This is a genomic window from Odoribacter sp. N15.MGS-14, from assembly GCF_000980245.1.
Lineage (GTDB): Bacteria > Bacteroidota > Bacteroidia > Bacteroidales > Marinifilaceae > Odoribacter > Odoribacter splanchnicus.
Genome location: NZ_LARE01000043.1, coordinates 1 through 26,967 on the forward strand (window position 1 = coordinate 1; position 26,967 = coordinate 26,967).

Sequence of the window (26,967 nt, forward strand, 5' to 3'; positions counted from 1 at the left end):
TATTGATCGAAAAGTTTAAAAATAAGTTTGGGACGCTTGAGTATTCAGTAAGAGTTCAGAAGATGATACCTACATTGTCTGAAAACTTAGGAGGTGCTTTAGCTAACAAGTTAAAAGATGTACAAATAAACAATTTGAAAATTATTACTGTAGAGATAGAAAATAATAATAATGTTGATTATGAAAATCTTGTTATTAATTTTTCTGTTGAAAAGAATGCGAGTTTCCAAGGTAATGAAGGATTTGTTACTAATAGTAATACATTTGTGTTTTGGACACCAAAATTTAAAGATTATTTTGATGAGGTTTTGAATGAGTATAATAGTTTTACTCAGAATCAGGCTAATGTAGGACTTCCTCAACCTGAATTTTTACAAAACAAAATAGCTTATGTGCTTTCTTGTAGGGAATATTTGATACCCGTGTTAAATCGTAAAGAAAGTGCTATTTTTAATTTCTTAGTAGAAGATTCCTATAGTGATTCAAATTGTCCTATATATTTAGGCCTTTTACATAAATCAATAAAATTAGTTCCTAAAATGGATTACGAAAAAGCGAATCGAAAGAATTTATGGAGAAGTATTTGTATTGGTATTTTGTTTGTCATAATTGTATTATTTATAATGTGTTATTATAATTCTGGTATTAGTGTTTTTATAGTTATAAGTGGACTTATCGGTATGTCATATTCGATTATTGGAGTATTACTATATTCTTTCTATAAAAAGTTATGTAATTTTTTCAATTAGTTAATAAAAACTTATCTTTGCGTTGTAAACGGCAGCAACCGACAGAAATCTATCTGCTGCGAAATAGGTGGAGTTTGCAAACGTGTTTTTGTAACTTATTGAAGATATAGGAAATACAATTGGGTATAAAACCCCAGCTGGATCACTTTTCAAGACGAGAAAACGAAGTAAACTCCTGAAATTCAATAAATTTCGGGAGTTTCTGTTTTCAGGCAACACCTCAAAAACAGCGGATTCCGGGGATCAATCGGGAAATACACACTTTTCAGGACACGGAAGGTCCGTCCCAAAATCCCAAAATAAAAGAAACCTTCCAACATCAAGTTGGAAGGTTTCTTTTATTCGAGCCTCTTGTCGGATTCGAACCAACGACCCCGAGATTACAAATCACGTGCTCTGGCCAGCTGAGCTAAAGAGGCATCATTTCGTTAAAACGGGTAAGCTGACTATGTCGCACCGCTACAACCACATACCCTTGCTGCCTTCCGACCCTGGGGGGGTTCTGCAGGAGCTGGTCGCATAGGACTTACCCGGGCACAAAAGTACAAAAAAACATATTGCTGACAAATATTTGGAATACTTTTTATCAAAAAATATTTCCAACAATCATTAAACAGTTGTATACCAACAAATAAAAGGTAGAATTAATCTTGTTCTTATTCGTCTTCAGGGCTTGTGTTCGGGGATCCGGTCACTTCTGGCAGTCAGTAAGGGAAAGCCTTACCGGACCGTTCCAGGCGAACCGGTCTGACGACACAGAACCCGAAATCGGAATAGAAAGAAAAAATTATACCTACACCCTTACCTCCTTTAAAAGTTAAATAAGCTCTTCTTCGCAACTTCTCGAACACATTCAAGGTATAAATAACAGGTTTAATTTATAAAAAGCGTCCCAAAATTAACATTCAATGCTATGCGGGACAATACTCATGCTCCTATGGAAATGAAACATATCACTCCTGATGTTTTAATGCGTTTAAGTATTGCATTTACATCCGGTAGTAAATTTTCTCAAAGTTTGGAAAAGGCTTTGGAATTGATCGGCAAAATCAGCAATCATGATCGTATATACATCATCGAGGTTCATCACAATATGACTTATACGATCACTTATAACTGGCATGAAAAGTCGTTAAAAGCCATTCCCGAAGAATTCAGGCACAACAGCCTGATATACGACCGGGAACTTGTACAACAACTTTGTACACAAAATCAGGTAATTATTCAGGAATCGGATGTGTCGGGTAATCCGGAATTAGCAGAGTTACTAAAAGCTACCGATTGCCGCCAAATGTTACTATTACCTTTATTCGAATCGGGATCACAATTTGCTTTTATCGCTTTCACCCAATGTTCGACGACTCACCCCTGGACTCCGGAAGAAATTAAATGCCTGCAAGATCTGTCCTCGGTTATCGCTTTACAATTGGATAATTATCAACTTATAAAACGCTTAACTGTCCACCTCAAACAAGAGAGAGCTGCCCGGTTAGAGCTGGAAATCAAACAGAATCATTTACGTCATTGGTTACAAGAGATAAAACCGGTCTGGGATCAACTTAAAAACAAAATAGAGCATCCGGAACTCCCCGAAGTGACCAGTCTGGAGCAACATTTTACAAATTTAGATAAAATTTGTTCTATTCCTTCTGTAAAATAATCCTACATGCCAATTAACAACTGTCAATATACTCTTTTAGTGATTACTTCATCCTTTAGTGATCCGGAAAAAATCCTAAAGACTCTCCGGGAAGCTGATTTTATGCTTCTCGAAGCCAGTAATCAACAGGAAGCCATTCAACGAATCCGTACCACCTCTCCGGATCTGATCCTATTGGATATCGACAAATCGGTCCGGCAAGAGAATACGATCTTACAGGATTTCAAAACCAATAAAATCACAGGCGCCATCCCGGTTTTATTCATCACTTCCATGACTAGTGAGAATCACATTCCGGAATGCCTGAATTATGACAATATCGATTTTATCACCAAACCTTTCCGTCCCCAAGAACTGGTCATCCGGGTTCAGCACCAGTTATCCCTGCTCCGGGCCGAACGGGTCATCCGCCGGCAAAACGAGAAATTGAAAAAAAGTCTGGAAGCCCGGGATAAACTGTATTCCATCATCGCTCATGACCTGAGAGCCCCTATCGGCACCATTAAAATGATCAATTCCTCCATCGAGGCACAAAAGGCTAAAATCAAAGATCCTCAAATTTCAAAGTTATTCGAGATGATCAATGAAACGACAGAGGAAGCTTTTAATCTGCTGGAAAATCTCTTGCGCTGGACCCGGAACCAAAATGGTAAAACGAAAATTTATGCTACTCTTTTCAACCTCACACCTGTAGCCAGACAAGTCGTCTCACTATTCAGTGCAATAGCCAATGCAAAAGAAATCGAGCTGATCAACCGTATTGAAGGGAAGTTCGATATTTTCGCCGACGAAGACATGATAAAAACCGTATTACGCAATCTGATTTCCAATGCCATCAAGTTTACCTATACAGGTGGACAAGTCGAACTATCCCTTGCAGACTCGGGTGATTACTGGACAATATATGTCAAAGACAACGGGAAAGGCATACCCAAAGATCTTCAGGCCCATTTATTGAAATCCGATGAATACATCACCACCTACGGTACTCACAATGAAAAAGGAAGTGGATTAGGCCTGATTTTATGCCGTGATTTTATCCGCATGAACAAGGGGAAACTCCATTTCTATTCCCAAGAGGGAATAGGAACCACTTTCTATTTCACTATTCCCAAAGCCTCTTCTTCTGCAGAAGCCGTAAGCCGTTGATACATCTTCAATGCCCCCCATGCATCGGTAGCGGCATAGCGAATCTGGGCTTCAGTCAATGCCGGAGCTTCCCAGTTGGAAGTACGCTGACGTTTAGAAATCTTCACCCCGAAAATAATAGCCATCAATTTTGAAAAAGATTTGTCTTCAATACCAAAGCGTCCGGCATATTCCTGTAGATCTACAAAAGAGGCAGGTGTAAAATCGGTCAACTTACGTAAATTCCGGTTATCGTCACGGATACCGACACCGATCTTTATAATCCGGGGACTAGCCAGCAGCCGAACCAAAGCCGGTTGAAAACCACATTTATTCAACCGGAACAGAAAGACCTGGTCCGGGACCGCCAGTTGTAATAAGCTCACTTTATAAATTTCTCCTTTCCGAAAAGCGGGACGAGTCTCCGTATCGAACCCCAGGCAAGCATGTCTACTTAAAAAATCAGCCGCCTCCCCGACCTGCCTTGCCTCTTCTATTACCTTCACTTCGCCCGAAAACACGTAAGGAGGTAACAGATCTATTTCTTTCCGATCTATGGTCTTTTTTAAATCAGTCAACATTTTCTCAAACTTAATCGTCCTCATCTTTTATTTGATAGACAGCATGATGTACCGCCCTCAACACTCCGGCACAAGCTTTTCCCCAATACAATTCAAAACTATTATTCAATTGCCATAAAGCCTCTCCGATCACTTCCGGTATCCCACAGCGGAAAGAAGAAATAAAATTCTTCAGGTCCTGGTATATATCACAAGTTTTCTCTGCTATCGAATGTACGACAGGAACTTCACTAAACTGCATATTATCATCGAAAACTTCCAGGTATTCATCGTATTCTCCCAACAGTTGATGAAGCTGTCCATATAAATAATTATAATCGTCTTCGGTGACGATATCTTCGATCAATCCACTATCTCCGCTATCACTCTCCGGCAGCAAGGAGCCCTTCAAATAGATCAAAGGAATAAACTTCTGCAAACGCTGGATAAAATCCCTGCGCTGCATCTGAGGTGCCGTCTCCACAAAATCACAAAATTCCTTGGCTACTGCAACAAACTCGATGACTTCTTTGCTATATCCAACATGTTGAAAATCTTCCATAAACTACTTTCTTTTATTTTACAAAGGTAGCATTTTACCTCCTACCTCGGTATACTTACGGGAAATAAAAATGACATTCCAGGTCCCTCCCAGAATGTCATTCTTTGCGGAAAGACGGGGATTCGAACCCCGGAATCCCTTTAGAGGATTACACGCTTTCCAGGCGTGCCAGTTCAGCCACTCCTGCATCTTTCCTTACTTTGGCGGGGCAAAGATAGGATAAAAAGTAAAAAGTAAAAAGTAAAAGATAAAATAAATTTTAGAAAGGGTAGCCGATCGCAAGATTCAGTACCAGACCTTTCCAGAAACTGCCGTCGATATTATAATATCCGGACTTGCCTGTACTATAAGGAGCATGTATAGGTATTCCCAAATCGGCACGGACCACGATATAGGAAAAATCGTAACGTAGTCCGAATCCGGTCCCCAAAGCAATTTCTTTCAATAATCCTTTGATTCTGAATTCTCCTCTGGGACGCTGGGTTTCATTGTTCAACAACCAGACATTCCCGGCATCCATAAACAAAGCCCCTTTAAACCGTTCGTATATTTTGAAACGATACTCGACATTCCCTTCCAGTTTGATATCTCCGGTCTGATCGAGATAAGAATAGGTCGATTCCCTGGGATGGTAACTTCCGGGCCCGATCGAACGGATATGAAAAGCCCGGATACTATTCGAGCCGCCGATATAAAATTGCTCACTGTAAGGCATTACTTTCGAATTACCGTAAGCATAACCGATCCCTCCCATAATCCGCATGGCCAATTGATTATTATTATCCACAGTCTTATAACCGATTAATTCAGAAGTAAGCTTCAAAAATTGAGAATAACGATTATTGAGAATTTGTTTGCCCTCCCCCTGATGATTCCCGCAGATATACTGCAGGCCCGCTATAATATTACCGGCCTGAGTGACCGAAGTCTGCCAGAACAACCGGTTGGGATTACGATAAGTCGCAGCCCGGTCGTACGTATAGGTATAAGACATCGACGGAATAAACTGATTCTTAAAACTCTGCGCCACTGCGGGATTTTTATTTACAACAGAATCGAAGGCATGAGAAGTACGCAACAGATAGGTATAATTGAGTTTAAAAGGTACGACGGAATGATAATTCCGGGTAGAAGAATTAAAATCATAGGTCGCACTTCCCCAAAACGAGATCATCCTAAAAAAATTATGTCGGTTGAGCAAATCCGTACCGATCTGAAAATGGGTCTGTTCTCTCCTATCCCGTTTCGTTTTCATCAGTTTGGGAACCAATAACCGGGGCACGGACAAATTAAAATTCAACCCCAGCTCATAAGAATTGATCAAGCCCGAATTGCCTGTCGATTTTTTATTTCCTCCGATTTGCCATTCGTAGGATCCTGTCAACCGGACACTGAAATTCTCTGCCCGGCGGAACATATTCCGGTTAGTAATCCCTAATGTCAATCCCGGACCGAGCAGATTATTCGACTTGGAAGACATATCCACCTCCACTTCCGTTTCAATGGGCAGGGCAAAATCGCCGTTGATTTGCATATCCAGCAAGCGATCCTGAACCGTATCGGGCACGGTAATCGTCATATTGGCGAACTTAAATACGCCCAACTGTACAAATCCGGCTTGTGTACGACTCTGTCGCATAGCCGAATAAGTTTGTCCGGGTCGCGTCTTCACCGCCCGGGTGATCACATTCGGTTTCAGCCGTAGCGGAGGCTCATAAATGATTTTCACCTGATCCGCCTGTATCGTGTCTTGCCCGCCGGTCGTTTCATTTCCCGACAGCATCACTTTCACCTCACCGATTTTATAAGGATGAAAAGCATTTTGCGGAATTCCCTGCTTCAATCCGATTCGTACGTCGGCCATTTTTCCACCTTGAGTGGTATCGACTAAAAATTCGATATAATCGGGTTGGAAGAAATAATAACCGTGATTTCTCAACCGATCGGACATGCGTTGCCGCTCCTGATTGAGGACATTCACATCGTATTGCCTTCCCGGTTTCAGTTCGGAGAACCGCATATACGAGCGCACGATACTATCCATCGGAGGATCCCATCCCCACAACTGTACACTACCGTAATGAAAAGGCTGAGGCAAATCGACCCAATAGCTGATGCGGGCTTTTTTAGGATTCCGTTTATGCGGAATAATCTCGTAGCGGGAAGTCGTCCCATAAAAACCGAAGTCTTTCATGGCATTATCCACCATTTTCAACCGTAATTCGGGCTGTACATCTGAAATCAACACCGGTTTCTTAGCCAATTTACGATATAACCACCATTTAAAACCTTTCTCTTTTTTTATATTCCAATTATATACCCACAGCCCGATCGGGAAAGGCGAACGGACATAAGGAGAATACAGCGGATTATTGGGTTTCACAGACAGCGGACCGGAAGCGGCTGAATTTTGTGTACTGTTGAGTTTCACTTTCTGAGGGGCCTCGATCTTCATTTTTTTTACTCCGACATACAATACTTCATCTTCTGTCAGTTTTTTAGTCGTCGAACAAGAAAAAAGAAGGAAAAGGAAAAAGATTAAAGGTAAAAAGTAAGAAGAAGAAAAGGTCAGGGTACTACAAATAGGACAAAAGTGACTGAACCGACTTTTGTCAGACTTCCGGGCATACTTTCTGATGAATTCGACTACTTTCATTTCTGACTCTCCGTTTTTGTTTCTCTTTCCGATTTTCGGTTATTTTTAAAGAGATCTTTAAATTTACGGAAATTTTTCCGCCAAACAATACCGACACCCGTTTGAGTGACTTCGCCGTCCAGTACACTCTCATAGTTGGAATGCCGGAACACTTTCAAAAATAGATTTCTCTTCTTCGTAATCACGTATTCTATAGAAATATCGTCGACGAGATTATCTTCTATGTTATTACTCTGATTTTCATTATTATCTGTAGAAATCCGTCCACCGATCTTCACCCGAATCCGATCATTAAAAAATTGTTTGGAGAACTGATACGTATAATCGGTACGGGTTGTATTTTCATCGGTATTATACGAATCGACGCCAAAAGTAAAACCGGTCTTCCGGGTATACTTATTCAATTCATTTTCTACCAGGCTATATAAAGCATTGTTGGCCATACTTCCTCCGCTTCCCGACTTAGCAGCCCCAGGAGCGGTATAAGTATTATAGATCAATAGATTCAACGCTTGACGGGTACGTTCTTCCTGAGAAAAAGTCGCCAACTGATTCTGTACCACCATATCGTTGGGAGCTGACAGGTCAAAAGAGATATCCGGTCGGGTCAATGTATTCTGTATCCGGATGATAGCCTCGAAAGTAACCAGTCGATTCTGTTCTCCGTCGACAACCGTAGCTTTCACCTGTTCGGAAGCGGATATACTCAACATCGGATTCATCACATTTCCTGTCCATTCCACATAGCTGCCACTGCGAATATTAAATTCTTTTTTACCTGCAATGGGAATATTATAAACCACGGTTCCTCCGGATAAAATATATTTCCCCGACAAGGTAAGTCCGTTTTCAGGACTCATGGCCAGAACCAGATTACCCCCACCCTGGATGACGATATTATTACTTCCATCATCCGATAATTCGACGTTTACTGTCACCTGATCTCCGATCTCGATCAACATTTTTAAAGCAAAGCTACTGGTGTTTACCCGGTTAGTCAGATCGTCACGCTCATTCAAGGTGGTATCCCTGAACGATACGAAACGGACCAAATCGGCACTACGGTCCACAAGTTCGGGTCCGGAACTACGCAAAGTATAGGTAATATTGGTCCGGTTGAGCAAATTGATATTTCCGGAAACGCTTAAATTCGAAAAGGCCCCGGCCAAACGGGAATCCAGATTGATATAAGCCTTCCCATAGATCAGCGAAGTCGGATTTTTCTTTACATTCACGACCTCGAAATTACCGGCTTTTACAGATATATCCATATTCATCCGGTCGAACGGAGTCAGGGTAATCGCTCCGTTCAGCACCATATCACTTTTGTTAGGAGCAATAAACCGATATTGCCGAAATAAAATCTTCCCGTTGTCTACAATCAGGCGGGTGGTATCCAATCCGAATGTGGTACCCAACATCACCACATCGGCTTTTCCATTACGAAAGCCCAATCCACCGTTCAAATCCGGCCGATCTACCGTTCCACGAAACTGTAATGCGCCGGTCAACTCGCCCTCCAGTTTCATCAGATCTTTCGGAACAAAAGCGTTGACCATATACAAAGGTAAGGAAGGTATATCTACGTCCAGCATGACCTCCCGGTTGGTCTCGGATGTAGCGAAAGTCCCCTGCACTACCGCCCGGCGGATGCTGTCGATTTTCAACTCAAAATCTACGGCATGATCGGTTAAATGATCCTTTCCTGCATACTGCAGATCCAAATCGAGGGTACCCATCCGCTGTTCTTCATAAAACAGATTATTCACTCCGATATTTCCCTCGGCACCGAAGGTTTTACGATCGGTATACAACAATAAATCCGTATGCAGGATACCACTCAGATCGGGTAAGAACGGTGATATTTCGGTCAATTTTTTCAGGTCTATACCGGTAATCTCCACCTGTAACCGATCCGTCCTTTCTCCTTCATCAGGCAGAGACTGCAAACTCACCAATTTATTCTGGTAGGCCATCCGGAGATTGGCATCGATCTTCCAATCTTTATAAACCGTTACTTTATTATCGGCATTGACAATCCACCGGCTATACCCCAGAATAGGAGTCATCGGGAAAAAGCTCACCGTAAAAGCACTGTCCAGCATCACCAGATTGATACCCATATCGAATCCGACTCGTTGCCGGGCATCTTTTTGTTTCAGTTCGATCCGGAATTGATTCCCCTGCATTTTTCCGGTCAGGTTGATATTGAACAGTCCCTTCCAGGCCTGGTCGGAACTACCGGCTCCCAATGCATACACCAGACTCTTGCCGGTCTGCCAGATACCCATCTGTACCGAATCGAGACGTACCGTCCCAAAATAGGGAGCCGTAGCCGTGATCCCCATCCGGATACCTGACCGCTGGCGGGAAACGATATCCAGAGAAAGCCGACGAAATCCCATATTCCTGGCCTTCAAAAATTTAGCGATCGCATTATTTTGATCACCTTTCAAGTGCATACTAAAAACAGGCAACTCCGCTTTGATCTGTTCCATATCGATATCTTTACCGGCGATCTGCTTCCCGACAATCCCTGCAATTTTCCCAACACTCTCCCCAAAACCGGCCAAAGAAGTATCGGCCCGGAAAGTTAACTGTAAATCACCGGTCTTTACATCCAGTGTCGTCTTCTTCAGATCGCTGGCCATATCGATATCCAGGCTTCCCAAGGTATAAGTCTTCCTGCTATCTGCCATGCTCAGGCTATCGAAGCGGGCTTTTAAAGCATAAGCGGAATGTTCCCCGATAAAACCTTGCAAATCTACTTTCAGCCCCATAGTCAAAGGTTCCTGCATCAAATGCAGGGCCTGCAGATCCACCTTGCCGATATAACCACCCAAACCGACCTGATACTGTTGTTGCAGCGAATCTCCCCGGAAAACCAAATCCAAAGGAGCATCGGGATCTTTACTAACCATAGTCCCCCGTAAATGCGTCTTATCCAAGGTAGCCTGTAAAGTAATATCTTTATATTCGTGCTCTTTATAAAACAACTGACGGATTCCGGCATTTACCGAGGTCTTTGCCTGAGGCCACGAAAAATACCGGCCTTCCAACCGGAAATTGGCCGAGGCGCTTCCTAACGAATCGACAGTCAAAAAGCGATCGAGTGGGAAACGGCTCAGGGTCAATTCGCCGTTATATGTCTCCCGGTTCAAATCATAACTCCCGTCGAGGGTCATACAACCAGCATCGGAACACAAGCGCACCAAAGCCTCCAAAGCTCCCTGATTAGCCTTCAGATTCGCCGACCAGGATACATCGGCCGGGATCTTCACGATCCCTTCTTTTAAGAAAACATTAGCAAAGGTAGCGTCCGGCATCTCCGCCCGCAAATCGATCACCCCACTTATTTTTTTCAGGTCCCGGTAGGATTGCAGTTGTCCTTTTCCAGTCAACCGGAATTTTCCGGTCATACCGGCATCCAGGCGGTCGAACCGGACTCTGTTTTCATCTATACTGAAAGTCGTATTCAAATCTACCTGACTATGTTTTAAGTCCTGAGGGATTCCGTCATAAAAGGGAGTAAGATCGGCCAGCCCAACCCTGGCATTCAGCTGAACGATCAAGGGTACCCGTTTCATCAGATTATTCATCGAAGTATCGGCCCGGGCTGTCAACTCGATCTTGCTATGAGCGGTGCGGATAAATGCCCCCCTCAATGCTGTCCGGGCCGAATCGAGATCCACCTGTGCCTGCATCTGTTGCAGCTGTATTCCGTTTTGCTGTACAGCCCTCAGATCTACCAGGTTTCCCCGCACAACCGTTCCCCGGTTATATACACTGTCGATTTGTACGGCAATACCGGACAGCACCAAATCGGTTTGCCCGGCATCGGCAGTCTTCATACTAAAGGCACTGTTCTCCAATTGTAATCTCCCTGCACGTATCAGCCAAGGCTGGCTACCGGACGGTTCGGTGACCGGTGTCCCGGACGATTGTTCCGTTCCCATCTGCATGTCACACCAAGCCCCTCCGACAGCGACAGCATCTATTTCGACGGATTGCTCCCCCAACAAAACTTTTCCGCCAGTCAGCGAACCGTCCTTTATTCCGGCCCCCAGGTAAGGCAACCCCTCGGTATACATGCGATAACCGACGTCCTGGATCTTTATCTGCCTGACTTCGATCCCCCAATCCAAAGGATTACTCTGCACTGTATCTTCCACTGTTCCGGCTCCGGATTTCAAAAAAACATCCCCTTCTTCCAGGCTAATCTCAGCGACTATCAATTTTTTCCGTTCCAAATCGATCCGTCCCTCCTGCACCCCCAAATTCCCGACAGCCACCTTCAGTTGCATACCGGTAGTATCGCCGGCTAATCCGAACTTCACCTGTCTCAGACCTAACTGTTCGATACCGAGTTCTTTACGAAATATCCGATCGATATTCACCCTAAGCCGGATCGCCTCTGCAGCAACCAGGGTATCTCCGGCAGTTTTCCCGGCATACACATCGTCCAAAACCAGATCAAAAGGAAAACCCAAACGGAAATGCCCGATCCGGACTTCCAAGTCGTAATGCGAAGCAGCATAACGTTCGGCTTTGCGCAAAAGGAAATTTTGTACAGGAGGTAAATAAAGCAAAAACACGATAAGCAGTAGCAACCCTAAAATTGCTAAAATCGTTCTGCCCAGATATTTAAAAAATCTTTTCATGCTTAAGCTTTATTCTTCGCAATTACCATTATTCAGATCGTAAAAAAGCGCTGCAAGGCCTGCCTCCTGCTATTCCGTAAAGTCTTTAATTAACGTAAAAAGATCCTTACGGGTTGCACGAATCGATCAACATTGTTTCGGCTTCGGCAATCGCCTGAGGAGTCCCTAAATCTAAAAAACGTCCTTCGTAAAAATACATCAGTATCGGGTGAAGCCTGGCCTGTGACAGATATTCGTCTATAATCGAAAAGCCCCCCTTTCCTGACATACGTTCTAAAAATTCCGGGCTCACCACCTGCACTCCACAGAAAGCATAGTTCCGGGAATCCCAAAATTCTTCATCTACCGGTTTTTGTTCCCCTGTGGCCTTATTTTCCCATCCTTTCAGCATCCCTTCACGATTAAATCTCAATCCTCTGCCTTTCCCGCCGGTCCGGGTAACCAAGGTCGCATCTCCCTTATTTTGCCGATGAAAGCGGAGCAAGGCAGGTATATCGATATCTGAAAATATATCTACATTATGAATAAGCACCGATTCACCCGGGCAGAACAACTCCCTGGCTTTCAGAAGTCCGCCCCCGGTATCGAGTAATTTCTCCCGTTCATCGGAAATCACGATATCCCAATCGAAAAAATGTCGTTCGCACAGAAAAGCTTCTATCTGGTCGGCATAGTGATGCACGTTCACCACAATACGCTGTACATCCGCCACTATCATTTTCCGTATGACATATTCAAGCAAAGGCTTACCGGCTACTTCCACCAATGCTTTGGGCCGATCGTTCGTCAAAGGCTGCAAACGGGTACCCAATCCCGCTGCAAATATCATTCCGTTCATCTAAATATTTATCATCTTATTTTTAATTGCATACATGACAAGCGCAGCAGTATTCCGGCATCCGGTCTTACTCAACAGATTCGCCCGATGTTTATCCACTGTCCGCTTACTGATAAAAAGTTTATCTGCAATTTCCTGGTTGGAAAGTCCCAGGCATACATGATACAAAATCTCGAGTTCTCTCTCGGATATTTCATTATCAGGGGTTTCAGGTTCCGGTTTATGTTGCCCGCCATCACGCATATTATTGAGAATATTCACCAGCAACTCCTCGGAAAAGTAATTCTCACCGGCGGCGACAGCCCGGATTGCCGCAATCACTTTTTCTATACCGGAATTTTTGAGAACGAACCCCTTTACTCCGACATCGACCATTTTATAGTAATACTGTTCATCCCCGTACATAGACAACACGATCACCTTCAAATCCGGCCTGATCCGCAGGGCCTGTTCCGTAGCTTCTATCCCGTTCATCTCGGGCATTTCTATATCCATCAACACCAGGTCACAATCTACAAAGGAGAGGTTTTCAATAAAGTCGCGTCCACTGGAAGCTTCGTAAATATGGTGTACGAAATCCTGGGTAGACAAAAGCAATTTCAATCCTTCCCTGAATAACTTATGATCGTCAACAATATAGATTCTTAATTTTTTCAAATTCTTTGTGTCCATGAATCGATAAACATTTACATCCGTAACTGATAAACAAAGATAAAAATAAAGTCAGAAAGTCAAAAGACTTTAATAAAAGCGTTGGCCCGCATCCCTTTTCCATGCTCGCTGACAATCTCGATATCCCCGTTACCGGATTGCAGCCGGTAACGCATGTTATCCAATCCCATACCGGTATGTCCGGAAATACGGTTTACATCGAATCCGATACCGTTGTCGGTATATTCTAAATATAATATTCCTTCTTCGAGTTGTAAATCGATCGTCACTTTCGAGGCTGCAGCATGCCGCAATGTGTTGTTGATCAACTCGCAGATAACACGGTAGACCACCACTTCGATATTATAATTGAAACGTTGATTTTCGAGATTAGTAGTAAAATACACCTTAAAATTATCGGCTTGCCGCATCCGTTTTATGAATGCCTCTACCGCATCTTTTAAGCCAAAATTGTTGAGGATATGCGGGCTGATATTGGCCGAGATGTCCCTGACCCCGCTAATCGCTTCATCCACAGCCTGCCGCAAATTCTGCTTTATCTTTTCGTTGACTTCACTTTCTTTATTGGTATCCAACCCCGAGACCAGCATTTTGATCACACTCAGCAAAGGTCCCAGCCCATCGTGCAGCTCTTTCGCAAAACGCTGCCGTTCTTGCTCTTCCGTGCGGATAACCGCTGCCAGTACCCGTTTCTCTGATTCGCGCCGGATCTCATCCACTCTTCGCATAAATTGAAAAATTTTCCGGATATAAAATACTCCGATCAGGAGGACCAAAGCAATGATAAAAGCCAGAATCTTCTGTACAATAGCCAATTCATCTTCCATTTCGGGATAAATCGTAGGCCATAAATCGAAGACCCTCGACACCACCATCAACAAAAATCCGATGGAAATCAGAATCCAGGAAGCATTGAATTTTGTCCGCTTAAACAAGCTAATGGCAATAACGGCAGCAGCAACCTGTAAAAAAAGCGAAACATAAACGAGAATAGTGGACAACATAGTAAGTTCATTAAAATTAAAACGGATATCCGATAGCTATATTAAATACAGATTTATTAAAACCTCCATTACGATTCAACAACACAAAACGTTGCCCTTCGGCCTGCATCGGATCATGTAATTTCAAACCAAGATCAAAACGCAGCAGAAAAAAATTGACATCCAACCGTAGTCCGGCCCCTGTTCCGACAGCGATTTGTTTATAAAATCCGGAAGACAACTTCGTACCCTGACGATTCTCATACCGATTGATATTCCAGATATTCCCGGCATCGATGAATAAAGCTCCTTCTAATAACCAGAATAGTTTAAACCGATATTCCACATTGGCTTCCAACTTAAAGTCTCCTACATTATTCGGATACTTATCCGGCGGAGCATAAGATCCCGGTCCCAAAGTTCTCGCCTGCCAAGCCCGGATATCGTTGGCACCTCCGCAATAATAAGCCTCTTCAAAAGGCAAAGCCTTCATGTTACCGTAGGGATAACCACAACCCAGAAACAACCGGTAGACGACCGAATTGGCTTTATTCAGGTAATGATTGAACCGATATTCACCGTCGGCTTTGATAAATTGGGCATACCGGACACCCAGAATTTTATAAAAACGTTCTTCCTCGGAACCGGATTTTCTGGCCCCTAAAAGTTTATCCATAGCCAAAAGAAAATTCCCGGAAGTCTCCAGATTACCCCGGAAATAATTAAAACTTTGTGCAGAATTGACCACCTGGTCGGTAAACACAGCCGAAAAATTCGCCGACAGAATCATATGGTTGGTATAGGCACTTTTGATATATTCATTTTTCAATTCACTGATAAAACTCGAATCGACACTCGGCATCAGCACATAATTCAGATCGATGAGATCGAAATTATACCGCCATTTATTATCTGCCCGCCGCCAAAGGTAACCGAACTTAGCACTAGCTACACGGCGTTTGTAAAACTGTGTATTTTCCTGACTGAAGGAGAGAGAGATCGAAGTTTTAGGAGCAAAATTGCGGCGGAATTCATCCATACGAAAAACCGGCATCCAAAATTGAGGTGTCACTAACTTCAATTCCGTACCGACTTCGGTGGTACTGAAAATTTCATTTTCCTTCAATTTCTCTTTTTTTAAAGCCCCCCATACACTCAAGGTCAGATTCTCCCCCCCATGAAACAAATTGCGGTGATTATAAGCAAAGTTACCTCCGACCCCGATATTCCCGGAATTGTTGGTCCCTTCGAGAAAGACATTATAAGACTGCCGTTTGAGCGGAGTAAGCTGCACTTCACAAAACAACACCGGCTCACCGTCTTCCCTTTGCTCTTCCCGGAAAATAATATTGATAAATTTAAACAGATTCAAGGCTTGCAGGCGGGAATAGGAATCAGCCACTTTACGGACATCATAAAATTCTCCTTCCTTGAACTGGATCGTTTCCAGGATCACCTTCGGCTTAATCTTCATATGGCCACGATAAACAATCCCATATTCACCGTAACGGGTATGCCGGTAAAGCGAATCGAGTCCATTGGCCATCAGCAGGGGATCATAATCCAAATTTACCTGAATGTGCTTTATTTTATATTTGCGGTAAGCCATACTGTCGGACACACTGTTGACGATGCTCAGCAAAAGATGAGCCTGTTCCGGATTACCGCTCCGCGAGGTATCGGCATAATAATGAATAAAATTCTTTGAAAAATTATAATACCCGTTTTGCCGGAGCATATGAGTGATCCGTTCCCGTTCATCTTCCAATATCTCTATATCCATCGGCATTTCCTGATGCAACAAAGTGTGATTGGTATCCCGCAAAACCAATTGTACTAACGGAGAGCTTTCGGGTAATCCTCCGGCCCGGAAACTACTGTCTTCCCGGAAAGTAAAATCTTTTACCCGAGTCAGCGGACCGGGATAAATCCGGTACACAACATGAGCCTTTTTCTTTTTAAACCAAACGGAATCCGTCACCTCAGCTTTATAAAAACCTTTATTGTTCAGGTACAATTTCAACTGGGTCACACTTCTGTCGGTCAGGAAAGGACTATAAATCACAGGAGCTTCACCGATGGAACGCAACCATTTGTTAAAGCGCTTATTCTCATTCTTCCCACTCAGGTTATAAAGTCCCAGATGAAAACGAGCCACTCCCAATATCCGCGTATTAGGACGTTGCCGCACCGTTTTTTTCAATTCAGAAAAATTCACCCCTTTCTCTTCTACCTTCACTTTCACCTTATTCAACAGATATTCATCTTTCCCCACATAACGGGTAGGCGAACACGATACCATGACCAGCATAAAGCCCGTCAATAACAAAATTCCCCCTCGCTTTTTCAGTAAGCTGATGAACGGTTGGCTGATAAAATATTCCGAAACAATCTTATATGGAACCCACTTCTCCAAATCTCAAAAAATGTTACTACTTTTGCACAGCTTCTGAATTGCTCTTTATTCAGGATTAAAACCACGCTAAAACCGATGTAGAGGCACAAACCATGTTAAGCAAACAGGTAACAAAAATAGTCCAAAACCTTGAAAAAAAGAAATTCAGGGAAAAATATAATCTCTTTAAAATCGAAGGGGAAAAACTGGTCGGAGAACTGTTGCATTCTCCCCTGAAAATCCATTCCCTGATCGCTTTCCCGTCTTGGCTCGAACAAAACAAAAAAGCGTTGTCAAACGTAAATATCATTGAAGCCGATGAACGGGAAATGCATGGGATATCCAACTTCCAATCTTTACCCGAAGTCATCGCACTGGCCGAAATACCTGTCCATATCTATCGGAAGGAAGAGGTTCTCGATTCTTTATCCCTGGTATTGAACGGGATACAAGATCCGGGTAATTTGGGTACCATCCTCCGGGTGGCAGACTGGTTCGGAATCGGAAACATATTCTGTGATGCCGATTGTGCCGGTGTTTATAATCCCAAATGTGTACAAGCCAGCATGGGGGCCATCTTCAGGGTCAAGACGTTCTATACGGATCTCCCTGTTTTATTGAACGAACTGAAGCAAGAAGGCCTTCCTGTCTTTGGCACGTTTTTAGATGGGAAAAATATTTATACGACAGCATTAAGTACCCGGGGCCTGATCGTCATGGGGAACGAAGGGAAAGGTATTTCAGCAGAAATAGAAGCGCTGACCGGACAGAAACTAACAATTCCGAGTTTCGCCCGGAATAGCGAATCGACCGAATCGCTGAACGTCGGAGTAGCTACCGGTATTATTCTGTCGGAATTCAAAAGAAGGATGTAATCAGCAATTTAAAATAAAACGAAATGAAAAAGATTTTTACGTTATTATGCATCTGTTGCCTGGGTTTCGGAGCGATGGCCCAATTACCGATCAATCTGGGTGTTCACGGCGGGATTTCCAGTAACCGGATAAAATTCAAAGATATCCCCCAGGCTATCGGGACACAAGCCAATACTGGCTATATGGTCGGCGCATTTATGCGCGTCAATCTGGGAAAACTCTATCTGGAACCTGCTTTAAACTATTCGCATAAGAAAAGTGTATTAGAGACTCAAACTCTGGCTGTAGGAGAAGACCCCAGTAATCTCGATCTGAAACTCAACACGTTCGATATTCCGGTTATGTTGGGTTTCCAAGTATTGGATTTATCTATCGTTAAACTACGGGCCTTCCTCGGACCGGTACTTTCCGTCGGGAAAGTAAAAAACCTGAAAAAACTAGGAGATATCAGTACCGATAAAACCAACTGGCACGGTAAAGTCGGCGTCGGGGTAGATGTCTGGAAACTGACCTTCGATATCGATTATGAAAAAGCATTCAAAAATTTAGGTCATGAACTGAAAGCTCCCCGGTCGTTCAATTTCACCCTGGGACTAAAGATTATTTAAGACCACATTTAAAAATAGCCCACTGCCCGTCCCTGTGGGCTATTTAAAACGTTAGCACATTTTTTCCCCGGCATTCATTTGTTTTTTCAAAATATTTCCTATTTCTTTGTCTTGTCAATTCAATCCTTAAGAAAGATTGTTTGAATTATAAAGAGGAGTTGAGAGACTGGGCTCTATGAAACTCCGACAACCTCCGGAACTTTCCGAAAGGTGCCAAAACCCGGCCTGATAACAGGAGTTATAATTTAAAACAAAAGTAAGATGAAAAAAGCAGATTATTTAACCCACATCACCGACCGGAGAAACCGGAATCTCAAATTCTTCTCTCTTTTTGTATCTTCTATGGACATGCGCTGCATGCGCTGATCTTTTATACCCCCTATTCCGATTTACCGGCTTACGATACTACCAGGTAGTAGTTGGCAAGCCCCGTTAATAAACATTCGGTTTAATGTTTATTTTATAGTGGTATAGTCGAATCCGAACTATATCCTGACCAATTTAAAGGGTAAACGCCCCAGACATGAAACGCTCATTAAAAAACGACAAAATGAAAACTTACGCAGAAATCAATGAAAAGATAAAAAAAGGGACTGCCGTAGTACTGACAGCCGAAGAAGTATCCGAATTATCCAAGACATTATCACCCAAAGAAATTGCAGAAAAAGTAGACGTAGTAACCACCGCCACTTTCGGAGCGATGTGTTCTTCGGGTGCATTTTTGAATTTCGGTCATTCCAATCCCCCTATCCGGATGGAGAAGATCGAATTGAACGGCGTCCGGGTTAGTGGTGGACTGGCAGCGGTAGATACTTATGTCGGCGCTACAGATTGTAACCCATCCTCTCCGGCTTATGGCGGAGCCCATATCATCGAAGACCTGGTCAATGGTAAAGACATTACACTGGAAGCCTGGGGAAAAGGGACGGATTGTTATCCCCGCAAACATATAAAAGCTATTATCAACAAGAATTGCATCAATGAAGCTATCTTATACAATCCGCGAAATTGTTACCAAAACTATAATGTAGCGACCAACACCACTGATCAGATCAAATATACCTACATGGGTACGCTGCTTCCTAAGATGAGGAATGCCTCTTACAGTTCTGCCGGTGAGCTATCGCCCTTGCTTAACGATCCGGAATGCCGGACCATCGGGTTGGGAACTCATATTTTCCTTTGCGGTACAGACGGTTATGTCACCTGGAACGGCACTCAGTTCAACACTTCCAAAGCGGTAAATGAACACGGTATTCCCACTAGTAATGCCCGTACGATAGCCGTTGTGGGTGACTTGAAAAACATGAACACCCAATACCTCCGGGGGGCATATATCGAAAAATACGGTATCACCTTATATGTCGGAATCGGAATTCCTATCCCTATTCTGGACGAAGATCTAGCAAAAAGAGTGTCTATCCGGAATGAACAAATCGAAACGACTGTCGTCGATTATGGGAATGGCAATCAAATCCTGGGAAAAACGAATTATGCCGCTCTACAAAGTGGTGCTATCGAAATCAATGGCCATAAAGTAAGAACAGCGCCCCTTTCCAGTCTGGCCAAAGCCCGGGAAATCGCAGATTTACTGAAAAGCTGGATTCAGAAAGGTGAATTTTTACTCACCGAACCGGTACGGCCAATGCCTGTACAAGCCAGCCTGAACGGATTGAAAGCCATTGAAGATTAAAATTTAAAACCTTGTCAATTAGAAACATCATGATAAAGAAAGTTGTATTATCCTTCCCGGTAGATGCTACCGACAGATCGCTGACCTATGACCTGGTCAAATTATACGATATCCGGATCAATATACTGAAAGCCGAAATACAAGCCGGGAAATCCGGTAATCTATTAGTCGAACTCGAAGCTGATACCGACAAACTGGACCAGGGTATCGCCTATTTAATCGAAAACGGAGTTACGGTAAGTCCGGTATCCAGTAAAGTATCGTATGACGCGAGCCTCTGTATCGATTGTGGCAACTGTGTATCGGCCTGCTTTTCCCACGCGTTGACCATAGGGGCACCGGATTGGAAACTGCATTTCAATCCGGAAAAATGTATTGCCTGCAAATTATGTTTGAAAGCTTGTCCTCTCAAACTATTCCGGATCGAATTTGCCGAAGCCTGAATTTACCCTATGCCGTATGGAATATATCGATCGTACCTATCGCAAGCATTTCCGTCAGGATCGCTGGAGCTATTTTACCATAGCTTATAAAGAAACCGATCTGTGTATCGGCGTGGACCGGGGTTCCTGGCAACCGGAAATACCGGTCTGTGCAGAACGATTTGTCCGGGAATTACGGACGGATATGGACCGCTGGATCGGTTTACATCCGGATTATGCCCAGGCTTTAACCCCCTTTCAGGCAAGCGAGGATGCTCCCGGCATATTCAAAGAGATGTCGCGGGCAGCACAAACAAGCGGTATCGGCCCGATGAGTGCCGTAGCCGGCGCCGTCGCTCTGAAAGTAGGGGAAAACCTGAAAAAACGATTCGGTATAAAAGAAGTGATCGTCGAAAACGGAGGGGATATTTATGCCGACCTCTGTCAGGATATGGATATTTCGGTATTTGCCGGTTCTTCCCCCTTGTCTGAAAAGGTCGGTTTGCATATCGAGGCAGCCTATGCCCCCCTCGGGATTTGTACCTCTTCCGGAACCGTCGGTCCGTCACTCAGCTTCGGTAAAGCCGATGCGGTGATGATTGTCTGTTCGGACGTGATACTGGCCGACACTTATGCAACCGCTTTCGCCAACACGATTCAGACAGCGGAGGATGTCCAGACCTGCATCGAAAAAATCAGGGAGCAGGAAGACATACTGGCCGCCATTGCGATCAAAGACGATAAATTAGGTATATGCGGTAATTTTGAACTCAAACTTTTTTGAATTGAACGAACGTACAACTATGATACAAGACGAAATCAAGAAGCGGATTCTGATCCTCGACGGAGCCATGGGAACAGCTATCCAGCACTACGGTCTGACAGAAGCCGATTTTCGCGGTAGTGAATTTATCTCCCATCCGGTAAACCTGAAAGGCAACAACGATATCCTGAACCTGACCTGTCCCGAAGTGATCCGGCAGATTCATCGGTCGTATATCGAAGCAGGAGCCGATATTATCGAAACCAATACTTTCAACTCGAACGCCATCTCACAAGCCGAATATCGGGGAGAAAAGCTCGTATACCGTTTAAACTACGCGGGGGCGAAATTAGCTGTAACGGAAGCCCGTGCAGCTTCACACCAGGTATATGTAGCCGGCAGTATGGGACCGACTTCCAAGACATTATCCCTATCACCGGATGTCAACCGGCCGGAATTCCGTCCAGTGGACTTCGATACCCTGGTCTCGACTTATGCAGAGCAGGTAAGCGGATTAATCGACGGCGGAGTAGATCTCTTGTTAGTGGAAACCGTTTTCGACGGTCTGAATGCAAAAGCAGCCCTTTATGCCATTACCCAGGTACAGGAAGAAAAAAGGACTTCACTCCCTGTCATGTTATCGGCCACCATCAACGACAGAAGTGGGCGGACGCTCACCGGACAGAGCCTGGAAGCACTTTACACCACCGTATCCCATTACCCGCTGTTCAGTTTCGGATTGAATTGTTCGTTCGGGGCCACCGACTTATTGCCGTTTATCGAACGCTTATCCAAGACGCTGCCTTGTCCGTTGAGTATTTATCCTAATGCAGGTCTTCCCAACGAAATGGGAGAATATGATGAAAGCCCGGAGCTAACGGCTTCCTGTCTGAAACAGATGGCCACAGCAGGTTTACTCAATATCGCGGGAGGGTGTTGCGGTACTACTCCGGAGCACATCCGGGCCATACGTGAAGCCCTTCAAGCCATTTCTCCCCGACAGATTCCGGTTATCCCGGCCCAGCTTGTGGTAAGTGGTCTGGACAAGGTCGTAGTCGATAAAGCCCAAAATAACTTCATCAATGTCGGTGAACGGACCAATGTTGCCGGTTCCGCTAAATTTGCCAAACTCATCCACGCCAAAGCTTATGAAGAAGCTGCCCGGATCGCCCGGAAACAAATCGAGGACGGGGCATCGGTTATCGATATCAACATGGACGATGCCATGCTCGACAGTGCTCTCGAAATGTCCACTTTCGTCCGTTATATCAGCAATGACCCCGATATTGCCCGGGCAGCCCTGATGATCGATTCTTCGGATTGGAATACCATTTTAGCAGGACTCAAAAATGCCCAGGGGAAATGTATCGTCAATTCGATCAGCCTGAAAGAAGGAGAGGATCTGTTTCTGGCAAAAGCCCGGGAAATACATCATTTGGGAGCTGCTGTCGTCGTTATGGCTTTCGACGAACAGGGACAAGCTGTCACTTATGAACGTAAAATCGAAATCTGTGAACGGGCTTACCGGCTCTTAACCCGGCAAGCCGGTTTCCGTGCGGAAGACATCATTTTCGACGTCAATATTCTGGCTATCGGAACAGGCCTGGAAGAGCACAATAATTACGCCGTCGATTTCATCCGGGCAATAGCCTGGATCAAGGCCAACCTGCCGGGATGCCGTACTTCCGGCGGAGTCTCCAATCTCTCGTTTTCTTTCCGGGGAAATAACCCGGTACGCGAAGCCATGCACTCCGTATTTCTCTACCATGCGATCGAGGCAGGCATGGATATGGGCATCGTCAATCCGGCCATGTTACAGGTATACGATGAGATAGAACCTCAATTACTGGAAGCAGTAGAAGAGGTGGTATTGAACAAACACCCGGAAGCCACAGAACGCCTGATTGAACTGGCCGAACAAATCAAGGGGCAGAAAACCGCAGACGGAAAGGCTATAAAAAATGAAGAATGGCGTACCCGTACGTTATCCGAACGCCTGAATTTCGCTCTGATCAAAGGTAATACGGAATATCTGGAAGCCGATCTGGCCGAAGCGCTGACCGTTTATGCCTCTCCCGTCGAAATCATCGAAGGTCCCCTGATGCAGGGGATGGATAAAGTGGGGACACTATTCGGTGAAGGAAAAATGTTTTTACCCCAAGTGGTAAAATCGGCGAAAGCGATGAAAGCAGCTGTCGCAATTTTACAACCGGAGATCGAGAAACACAACGCCGGTACGGGAGAAAATATACAGCGCCCTAAAGTTGTCCTTGCAACTGCCAAAGGAGATGTACACGATATCGGTAAAAACATCGTCAGTATCGTATTGACCTGCAACAATTTCGATGTCATCGACCTGGGGGTGATGGTCGATAACCAAAAAATCGTTGCCGCAGCTAAAGCCCATCGGGCAGACCTGATCGGAGTCAGCGGACTCATCACTCCTTCCTTAAGCGAAATGGAAGCTTTGTGTGAGTTACTACAGAAAGAGCAGCTTCGGATTCCGCTTATCGTAGGCGGAGCGACCACTTCAACCGTACATACCGCTGTAAAACTGGCACCCCGATACGATTATGGTGTCATCCAGGGGGGAGATGCCTCCCGGACTGCAGGGATCATGAAACGGCTACTATCCGACCGGTCGTCCTACCTCGCACAAGTGAAAGCAGAACAGGAAAAAATACGCGGGCAATATTATCATAAACAAGACCGTTTGCTTCCTTATACAGAAGCCCAGACCCTGGCTCCTGTCTTTGACCGGGAAAGTTACCGGTTGCCTGCCAGTTTCGGAGAACACAATCTGTTGGGAAAAAATATGGACTTGCAGGACCTGATCGCTAAAATCGATTGGACTCCATTTTTCCATTTCTGGGGATTCAAGGGTAAATTCCCGGAAATCATTCATCAGCATGAAGAAGCCGACCGTACTTACCAGGCCGCTCTGGAAATGTTGGGCACCGTTATTGCCGGCAATGAATTCGAAGCTTCGATCGTGGTCAACTTCTTCGATGCCTATGCAGAAGATGACGAAATCGTATTGGATAACGGTCACCGTCTCCCCATGTTGCGTCAACAAAAAGCGGGGCAAGAATGCCTGAGTTTATCCGATTATATCTGTCCCAAGGCTTACGGAACTTCCACCATCGGGTTATTTGCTCTGAAAGTCGCCGACAAACAGGGCGGTTGTGACTGCCACGACTTCAGCCATCTGCTGCGTGAAAGCTTATGTGCCCGGTTAACCGAAGCTTTGGCCGAATGGATGCAGGAACAATTGAGTGAAGGTTTGTCCCTGATCCGCCCGGCCTTCGGCTATTCGGCCTGTCCGGATCATTCACTGAAAAAAGATGTCTTCGACCTATTGGATGCACCGTCTAAAATCGGGGTTTCCCTGACCACGTCTTATGCGATCTATCCGACGACAAGTCTTTGTGGTATGCTCATCGCCCATCCTGCTGCCCGTTATTTCAGCATTGGAAAAATCGGTGCAGACCAGTTGACGGACTATTGCACGAAGCGGGCGATCACCCTGGAAGAAGGAAAAAGATTATTAGGATTATAAAACCGGGCGAGCTACGCCCATAACCAGTACATAATGACTAAAGTAATCGATATTATCAATCAGAAAAAGGCACCTTTCGCTTCGTTCGAACTGGTGCCTCCATTGAAAGGAAGCGATATCAACAAACTATACGGAGCCATAGAACCTCTGATGGAATTCGCCCCTCCTTTCATCAATATCACCTTTCACCGGGATGAAGTGGAATTCCGCCAAACGGCCGACGGTACCTTTGAAAAAGTGACCATCACCAAACGGCCGGGATCGGTAGCCATTGCAGCAGCGATTATGAAACGGTTTCCCGTAGAAGTCGTCCCCCATCTGATCTGCGGAGGAGCCAGTAAACATCAGATCGAGAACGACCTGATCGACCTGAACTTCCTGGATATTCAGAATGTAGTCGCTTTACGCGGAGATGCTATCCCCGGCCAAAAATATTTCGTTCCCGAACCCGACGGCCACCGTTACAGTTGCGAACTGGTGGGACAAATCCACAATATGAACCGGGGAATTTACCTGGACGAATGTCTGAAAAATGCCGTACCTACTAATTTTTGTATCGGTGTCGCCGCTTATCCCGAAAAACATTATGAAGCCCCGAATATAGACATCGATATCGAAAATCTGAAACGCAAAGTAGATGCAGGAGCCGATTATATCGTTACTCAAATGTTTTTCGACAATACCCGGTTTTATGAATTTACAGCCAAATGCCGGGCCGCCGGTATCACTGTTCCGATCATCCCCGGCCTGAAACCCATCTCGACGCAAACCCACATCGAAATGCTCCCCCGGGCTTTCAGTATCGACCTGCCCCAGGAACTGATGAACGAAGTCCGGAAATGTAAAGACAATAAAGCCATCTATCAGGTAGGCATCGAATGGTGTACAGCCCAAAGCAAGGATTTATTAGCCCACGGTGCCCCGGCTATCCACTATTATACCATGGGAAAAGCCGACAACATCCGGGAGATTTTAAAACGTACTTTTTAAATAGTTACAAAAGTAACTATTTAAAAAGTAGAATTAACTCAGTTTATAAACCCGAATTCAATAATTTTTCCAATAATTTTTTCAATTCCGGATTCGAGGGACGGGGGGAGTTAGTCGACACTACTTTCCCTTCCCGGTCAAATACCATGAAACGGGGAATTGTGGTAAATTTATAGTCTTTCATAATTTGCGGAGACACGCCAGCAAAAAGCTGTACACCACTAAGCCCCTCCTGCTCCAGAACCTCGAGCCACTTCCGGTGATCTTTCTTCTGATCGATCGATACACCGATAAAAACGACATCTTTACCCTCCATTTCTTTCTCCAGTTTCACGAGATGAGGGATTTCCGCCCGGCAGGGACCGCACCACGTAGCCCATACGTCCACCAGTACAACCTTACCCCGGAAATCGGACAAGGATACCAGCTTACCATTCCGGTCGGGATAAGTGAAATCGGCTGCCATTTCGCCCTTCTTCCCCTGATACAGCCTGGCCGAAACGGCATTCATCCGCTCCCGGTGATTTTCAGTTGTCAGGAAACTGCCATATTCACCGAGTATTTTCTGATAGTTTTCATAAGTCCGGCAACGTTCGGCATACCAAAGCACGACTTCCGCTTTCAGCAAATCATCCGGCAACCATTTAAGCCGATTGGATAAATTGTCTTTTTCACCCTCTTTTGCCAGGGCAAATGTCGTATAACGTTGCAAATAATCGTAACCATAAGGTTGTTCCAGTACCGAAGCATCCGTTAATTTATCCCGGGAGATAATGGTTTCGTAATAGGCCGGGTAATCGGCCGGAGTAGGACGGCTCGGCTTAAAAGTATCTTTACCCGCTTTCAGGGCATTCAAAATCCGGAAAGCATAATAATCGAGATCGAAATCAATCGTTTGTTTCACCAAGCGTGCGAATGTCTCATCCCGGAACGTCAGCTTTTCCTGAAACTCACGGGCCTGTGGCAGAAAATCCATAAAATAAGGAAAGAAATCGCGGTAATCGAACAAAGCATACTTCAGATTATCGACTCTTTCCCGTACCGGAATCATCATCGTTTCCCAACGGGCAAGCAAGAGATTTTCCGGCGTATTCCGTACAGTAATCACGATAGTATTCTTTGGGGGCTGCTGTGCCATCCTCGTTCAGTACCGGCGATTGAAATACATTACCCCGGTAGGGATTGAATTCCGC

Annotated in this window: 19 protein-coding genes, 2 tRNA genes, 1 other RNA gene and 1 riboswitch; of the genes, 10 read left to right on the top strand and 12 right to left on the bottom strand. The window is 44.6% G+C overall.

The features are described from left to right. Positions 1-749, top strand: a 749-nt coding sequence (locus tag WS34_RS09835; protein WP_046404544.1) for a hypothetical protein, incomplete at its 5' end; no start/stop codon positions are given. Between the two features lie 345 nt (positions 750-1,094). On the opposite strand, the gene WS34_RS09840 is transcribed toward WS34_RS09835, so the two are convergent. Next, positions 1,095-1,168, bottom strand: a tRNA-Thr gene (locus tag WS34_RS09840). A 13-nt stretch (positions 1,169-1,181) separates the two neighbouring features. After that, an RNA gene (ffs, locus tag WS34_RS15580) (signal recognition particle sRNA small type) lies at positions 1,182-1,281 on the bottom strand. A gap of 381 nt (positions 1,282-1,662) precedes the next feature. Between ffs and WS34_RS09845 the strand changes: the two genes are divergently transcribed. Together WS34_RS09845 and WS34_RS09850 are read left to right on the top strand one after the other, a co-directional pair. Beyond that, positions 1,663-2,409: a GAF domain-containing protein gene (locus tag WS34_RS09845; protein ID WP_046404546.1), complete on the top strand. Its 747-nt coding sequence runs from the start codon at positions 1,663-1,665 to the stop codon at positions 2,407-2,409. 6 nt (positions 2,410-2,415) lie between these two features. Further along, the gene (locus WS34_RS09850; RefSeq protein ID WP_022159515.1) at positions 2,416-3,558 is read left to right on the top strand and encodes a hybrid sensor histidine kinase/response regulator; all 1,143 of its coding nucleotides are present in this window, start codon (positions 2,416-2,418) and stop codon (positions 3,556-3,558) included. Here WS34_RS09850 and WS34_RS09855 read toward each other — a convergent pair. The 9 genes from WS34_RS09855 to tamL (WS34_RS09895) all read right to left on the bottom strand — a co-directional run bounded on the left by WS34_RS09855 (position 3,507) and on the right by tamL (WS34_RS09895) (position 16,885). Further along, a complete protein-coding gene (locus tag WS34_RS09855) occupies positions 3,507-4,118 on the bottom strand; it encodes a 3'-5' exonuclease (protein ID WP_046403266.1) in 612 nt (203 codons plus the stop codon). The two genes, WS34_RS09850 and WS34_RS09855, sit on opposite strands and share 52 nt — an antisense overlap. A gap of 10 nt (positions 4,119-4,128) precedes the next feature. Next, complete coding sequence (locus tag WS34_RS09860; protein ID WP_022159513.1) at positions 4,129-4,659, bottom strand: DUF5063 domain-containing protein; 531 nt, start codon at positions 4,657-4,659, stop codon at positions 4,129-4,131. A gap of 107 nt (positions 4,660-4,766) precedes the next feature. Then, positions 4,767-4,854 (bottom strand) — tRNA-Ser (locus WS34_RS09865). Between the two features lie 64 nt (positions 4,855-4,918). Continuing rightward, positions 4,919-7,315: a translocation and assembly module lipoprotein TamL gene (gene tamL / locus WS34_RS09870; RefSeq protein WP_286693704.1), complete on the bottom strand. Its 2,397-nt coding sequence runs from the start codon at positions 7,313-7,315 to the stop codon at positions 4,919-4,921. Beyond that, entirely contained in the window at positions 7,312-11,976 is a 4,665-nt protein-coding gene (locus WS34_RS09875; RefSeq protein WP_046404548.1) for a translocation/assembly module TamB domain-containing protein, read from the bottom strand. The genes tamL (WS34_RS09870) and WS34_RS09875 overlap by 4 nt, the downstream gene beginning before the upstream one ends. 106 nt (positions 11,977-12,082) lie before the next feature. Beyond that, positions 12,083-12,814 (bottom strand): nucleotidyltransferase family protein, encoded by a 732-nt coding sequence (locus tag WS34_RS09880; protein ID WP_046404549.1) that lies wholly within the window; start codon positions 12,812-12,814, stop codon positions 12,083-12,085. Further along, on the bottom strand, positions 12,815-13,486 hold the full coding sequence (locus WS34_RS09885; protein WP_022159508.1) for a response regulator transcription factor: 672 nt from the start codon (positions 13,484-13,486) through the stop codon (positions 12,815-12,817). Between the two features lie 59 nt (positions 13,487-13,545). Next, the gene (locus WS34_RS09890) at positions 13,546-14,490 is read right to left on the bottom strand and encodes a sensor histidine kinase (RefSeq protein WP_046404550.1); all 945 of its coding nucleotides are present in this window, start codon (positions 14,488-14,490) and stop codon (positions 13,546-13,548) included. Between the two features lie 16 nt (positions 14,491-14,506). Further along, positions 14,507-16,885, bottom strand: a complete 2,379-nt coding sequence (tamL, locus tag WS34_RS09895; protein WP_286693705.1) for a translocation and assembly module lipoprotein TamL — start codon at positions 16,883-16,885, stop codon at positions 14,507-14,509. Between the two features lie 92 nt (positions 16,886-16,977). On the opposite strand from tamL (WS34_RS09895), the gene WS34_RS09900 reads away from it, so the two are divergent. The 7 genes from WS34_RS09900 to metF all read left to right on the top strand — a co-directional run bounded on the left by WS34_RS09900 (position 16,978) and on the right by metF (position 25,774). After that, positions 16,978-17,739, top strand: a complete 762-nt coding sequence (locus tag WS34_RS09900; RefSeq protein ID WP_022159505.1) for a TrmH family RNA methyltransferase — start codon at positions 16,978-16,980, stop codon at positions 17,737-17,739. Positions 17,740-17,762: 23 nt separating this feature from the next. Next, on the top strand, positions 17,763-18,347 hold the full coding sequence (locus WS34_RS09905) for a porin family protein (RefSeq protein WP_046404553.1): 585 nt from the start codon (positions 17,763-17,765) through the stop codon (positions 18,345-18,347). A gap of 142 nt (positions 18,348-18,489) precedes the next feature. Next, positions 18,490-18,594, top strand: a riboswitch (SAM riboswitch). A gap of 303 nt (positions 18,595-18,897) precedes the next feature. After that, on the top strand, positions 18,898-20,040 hold the full coding sequence (locus tag WS34_RS09910; RefSeq protein WP_046404555.1) for a homocysteine biosynthesis protein: 1,143 nt from the start codon (positions 18,898-18,900) through the stop codon (positions 20,038-20,040). 29 nt (positions 20,041-20,069) lie between these two features. Beyond that, on the top strand, positions 20,070-20,483 hold the full coding sequence (locus WS34_RS09915) for an NIL domain-containing protein (RefSeq protein WP_013613557.1): 414 nt from the start codon (positions 20,070-20,072) through the stop codon (positions 20,481-20,483). Positions 20,484-20,499: 16 nt separating this feature from the next. Continuing rightward, a complete protein-coding gene (locus WS34_RS09920; protein WP_046404558.1) occupies positions 20,500-21,246 on the top strand; it encodes a UPF0280 family protein in 747 nt (248 codons plus the stop codon). Position 21,247: 1 nt separating this feature from the next. Continuing rightward, on the top strand, positions 21,248-24,784 hold the full coding sequence (gene metH, locus WS34_RS09925; protein WP_286693707.1) for a methionine synthase: 3,537 nt from the start codon (positions 21,248-21,250) through the stop codon (positions 24,782-24,784). A 33-nt stretch (positions 24,785-24,817) separates the two neighbouring features. Further along, a complete protein-coding gene (gene metF, locus WS34_RS09930; RefSeq protein ID WP_022159501.1) occupies positions 24,818-25,774 on the top strand; it encodes a methylenetetrahydrofolate reductase [NAD(P)H] in 957 nt (318 codons plus the stop codon). Between the two features lie 43 nt (positions 25,775-25,817). Here metF and WS34_RS15585 read toward each other — a convergent pair whose 3' ends face one another. Continuing rightward, positions 25,818-26,882 (bottom strand): TlpA family protein disulfide reductase, encoded by a 1,065-nt coding sequence (locus tag WS34_RS15585; protein WP_286693706.1) that lies wholly within the window; start codon positions 26,880-26,882, stop codon positions 25,818-25,820. Positions 26,883-26,967 lie beyond the last annotated feature (85 nt).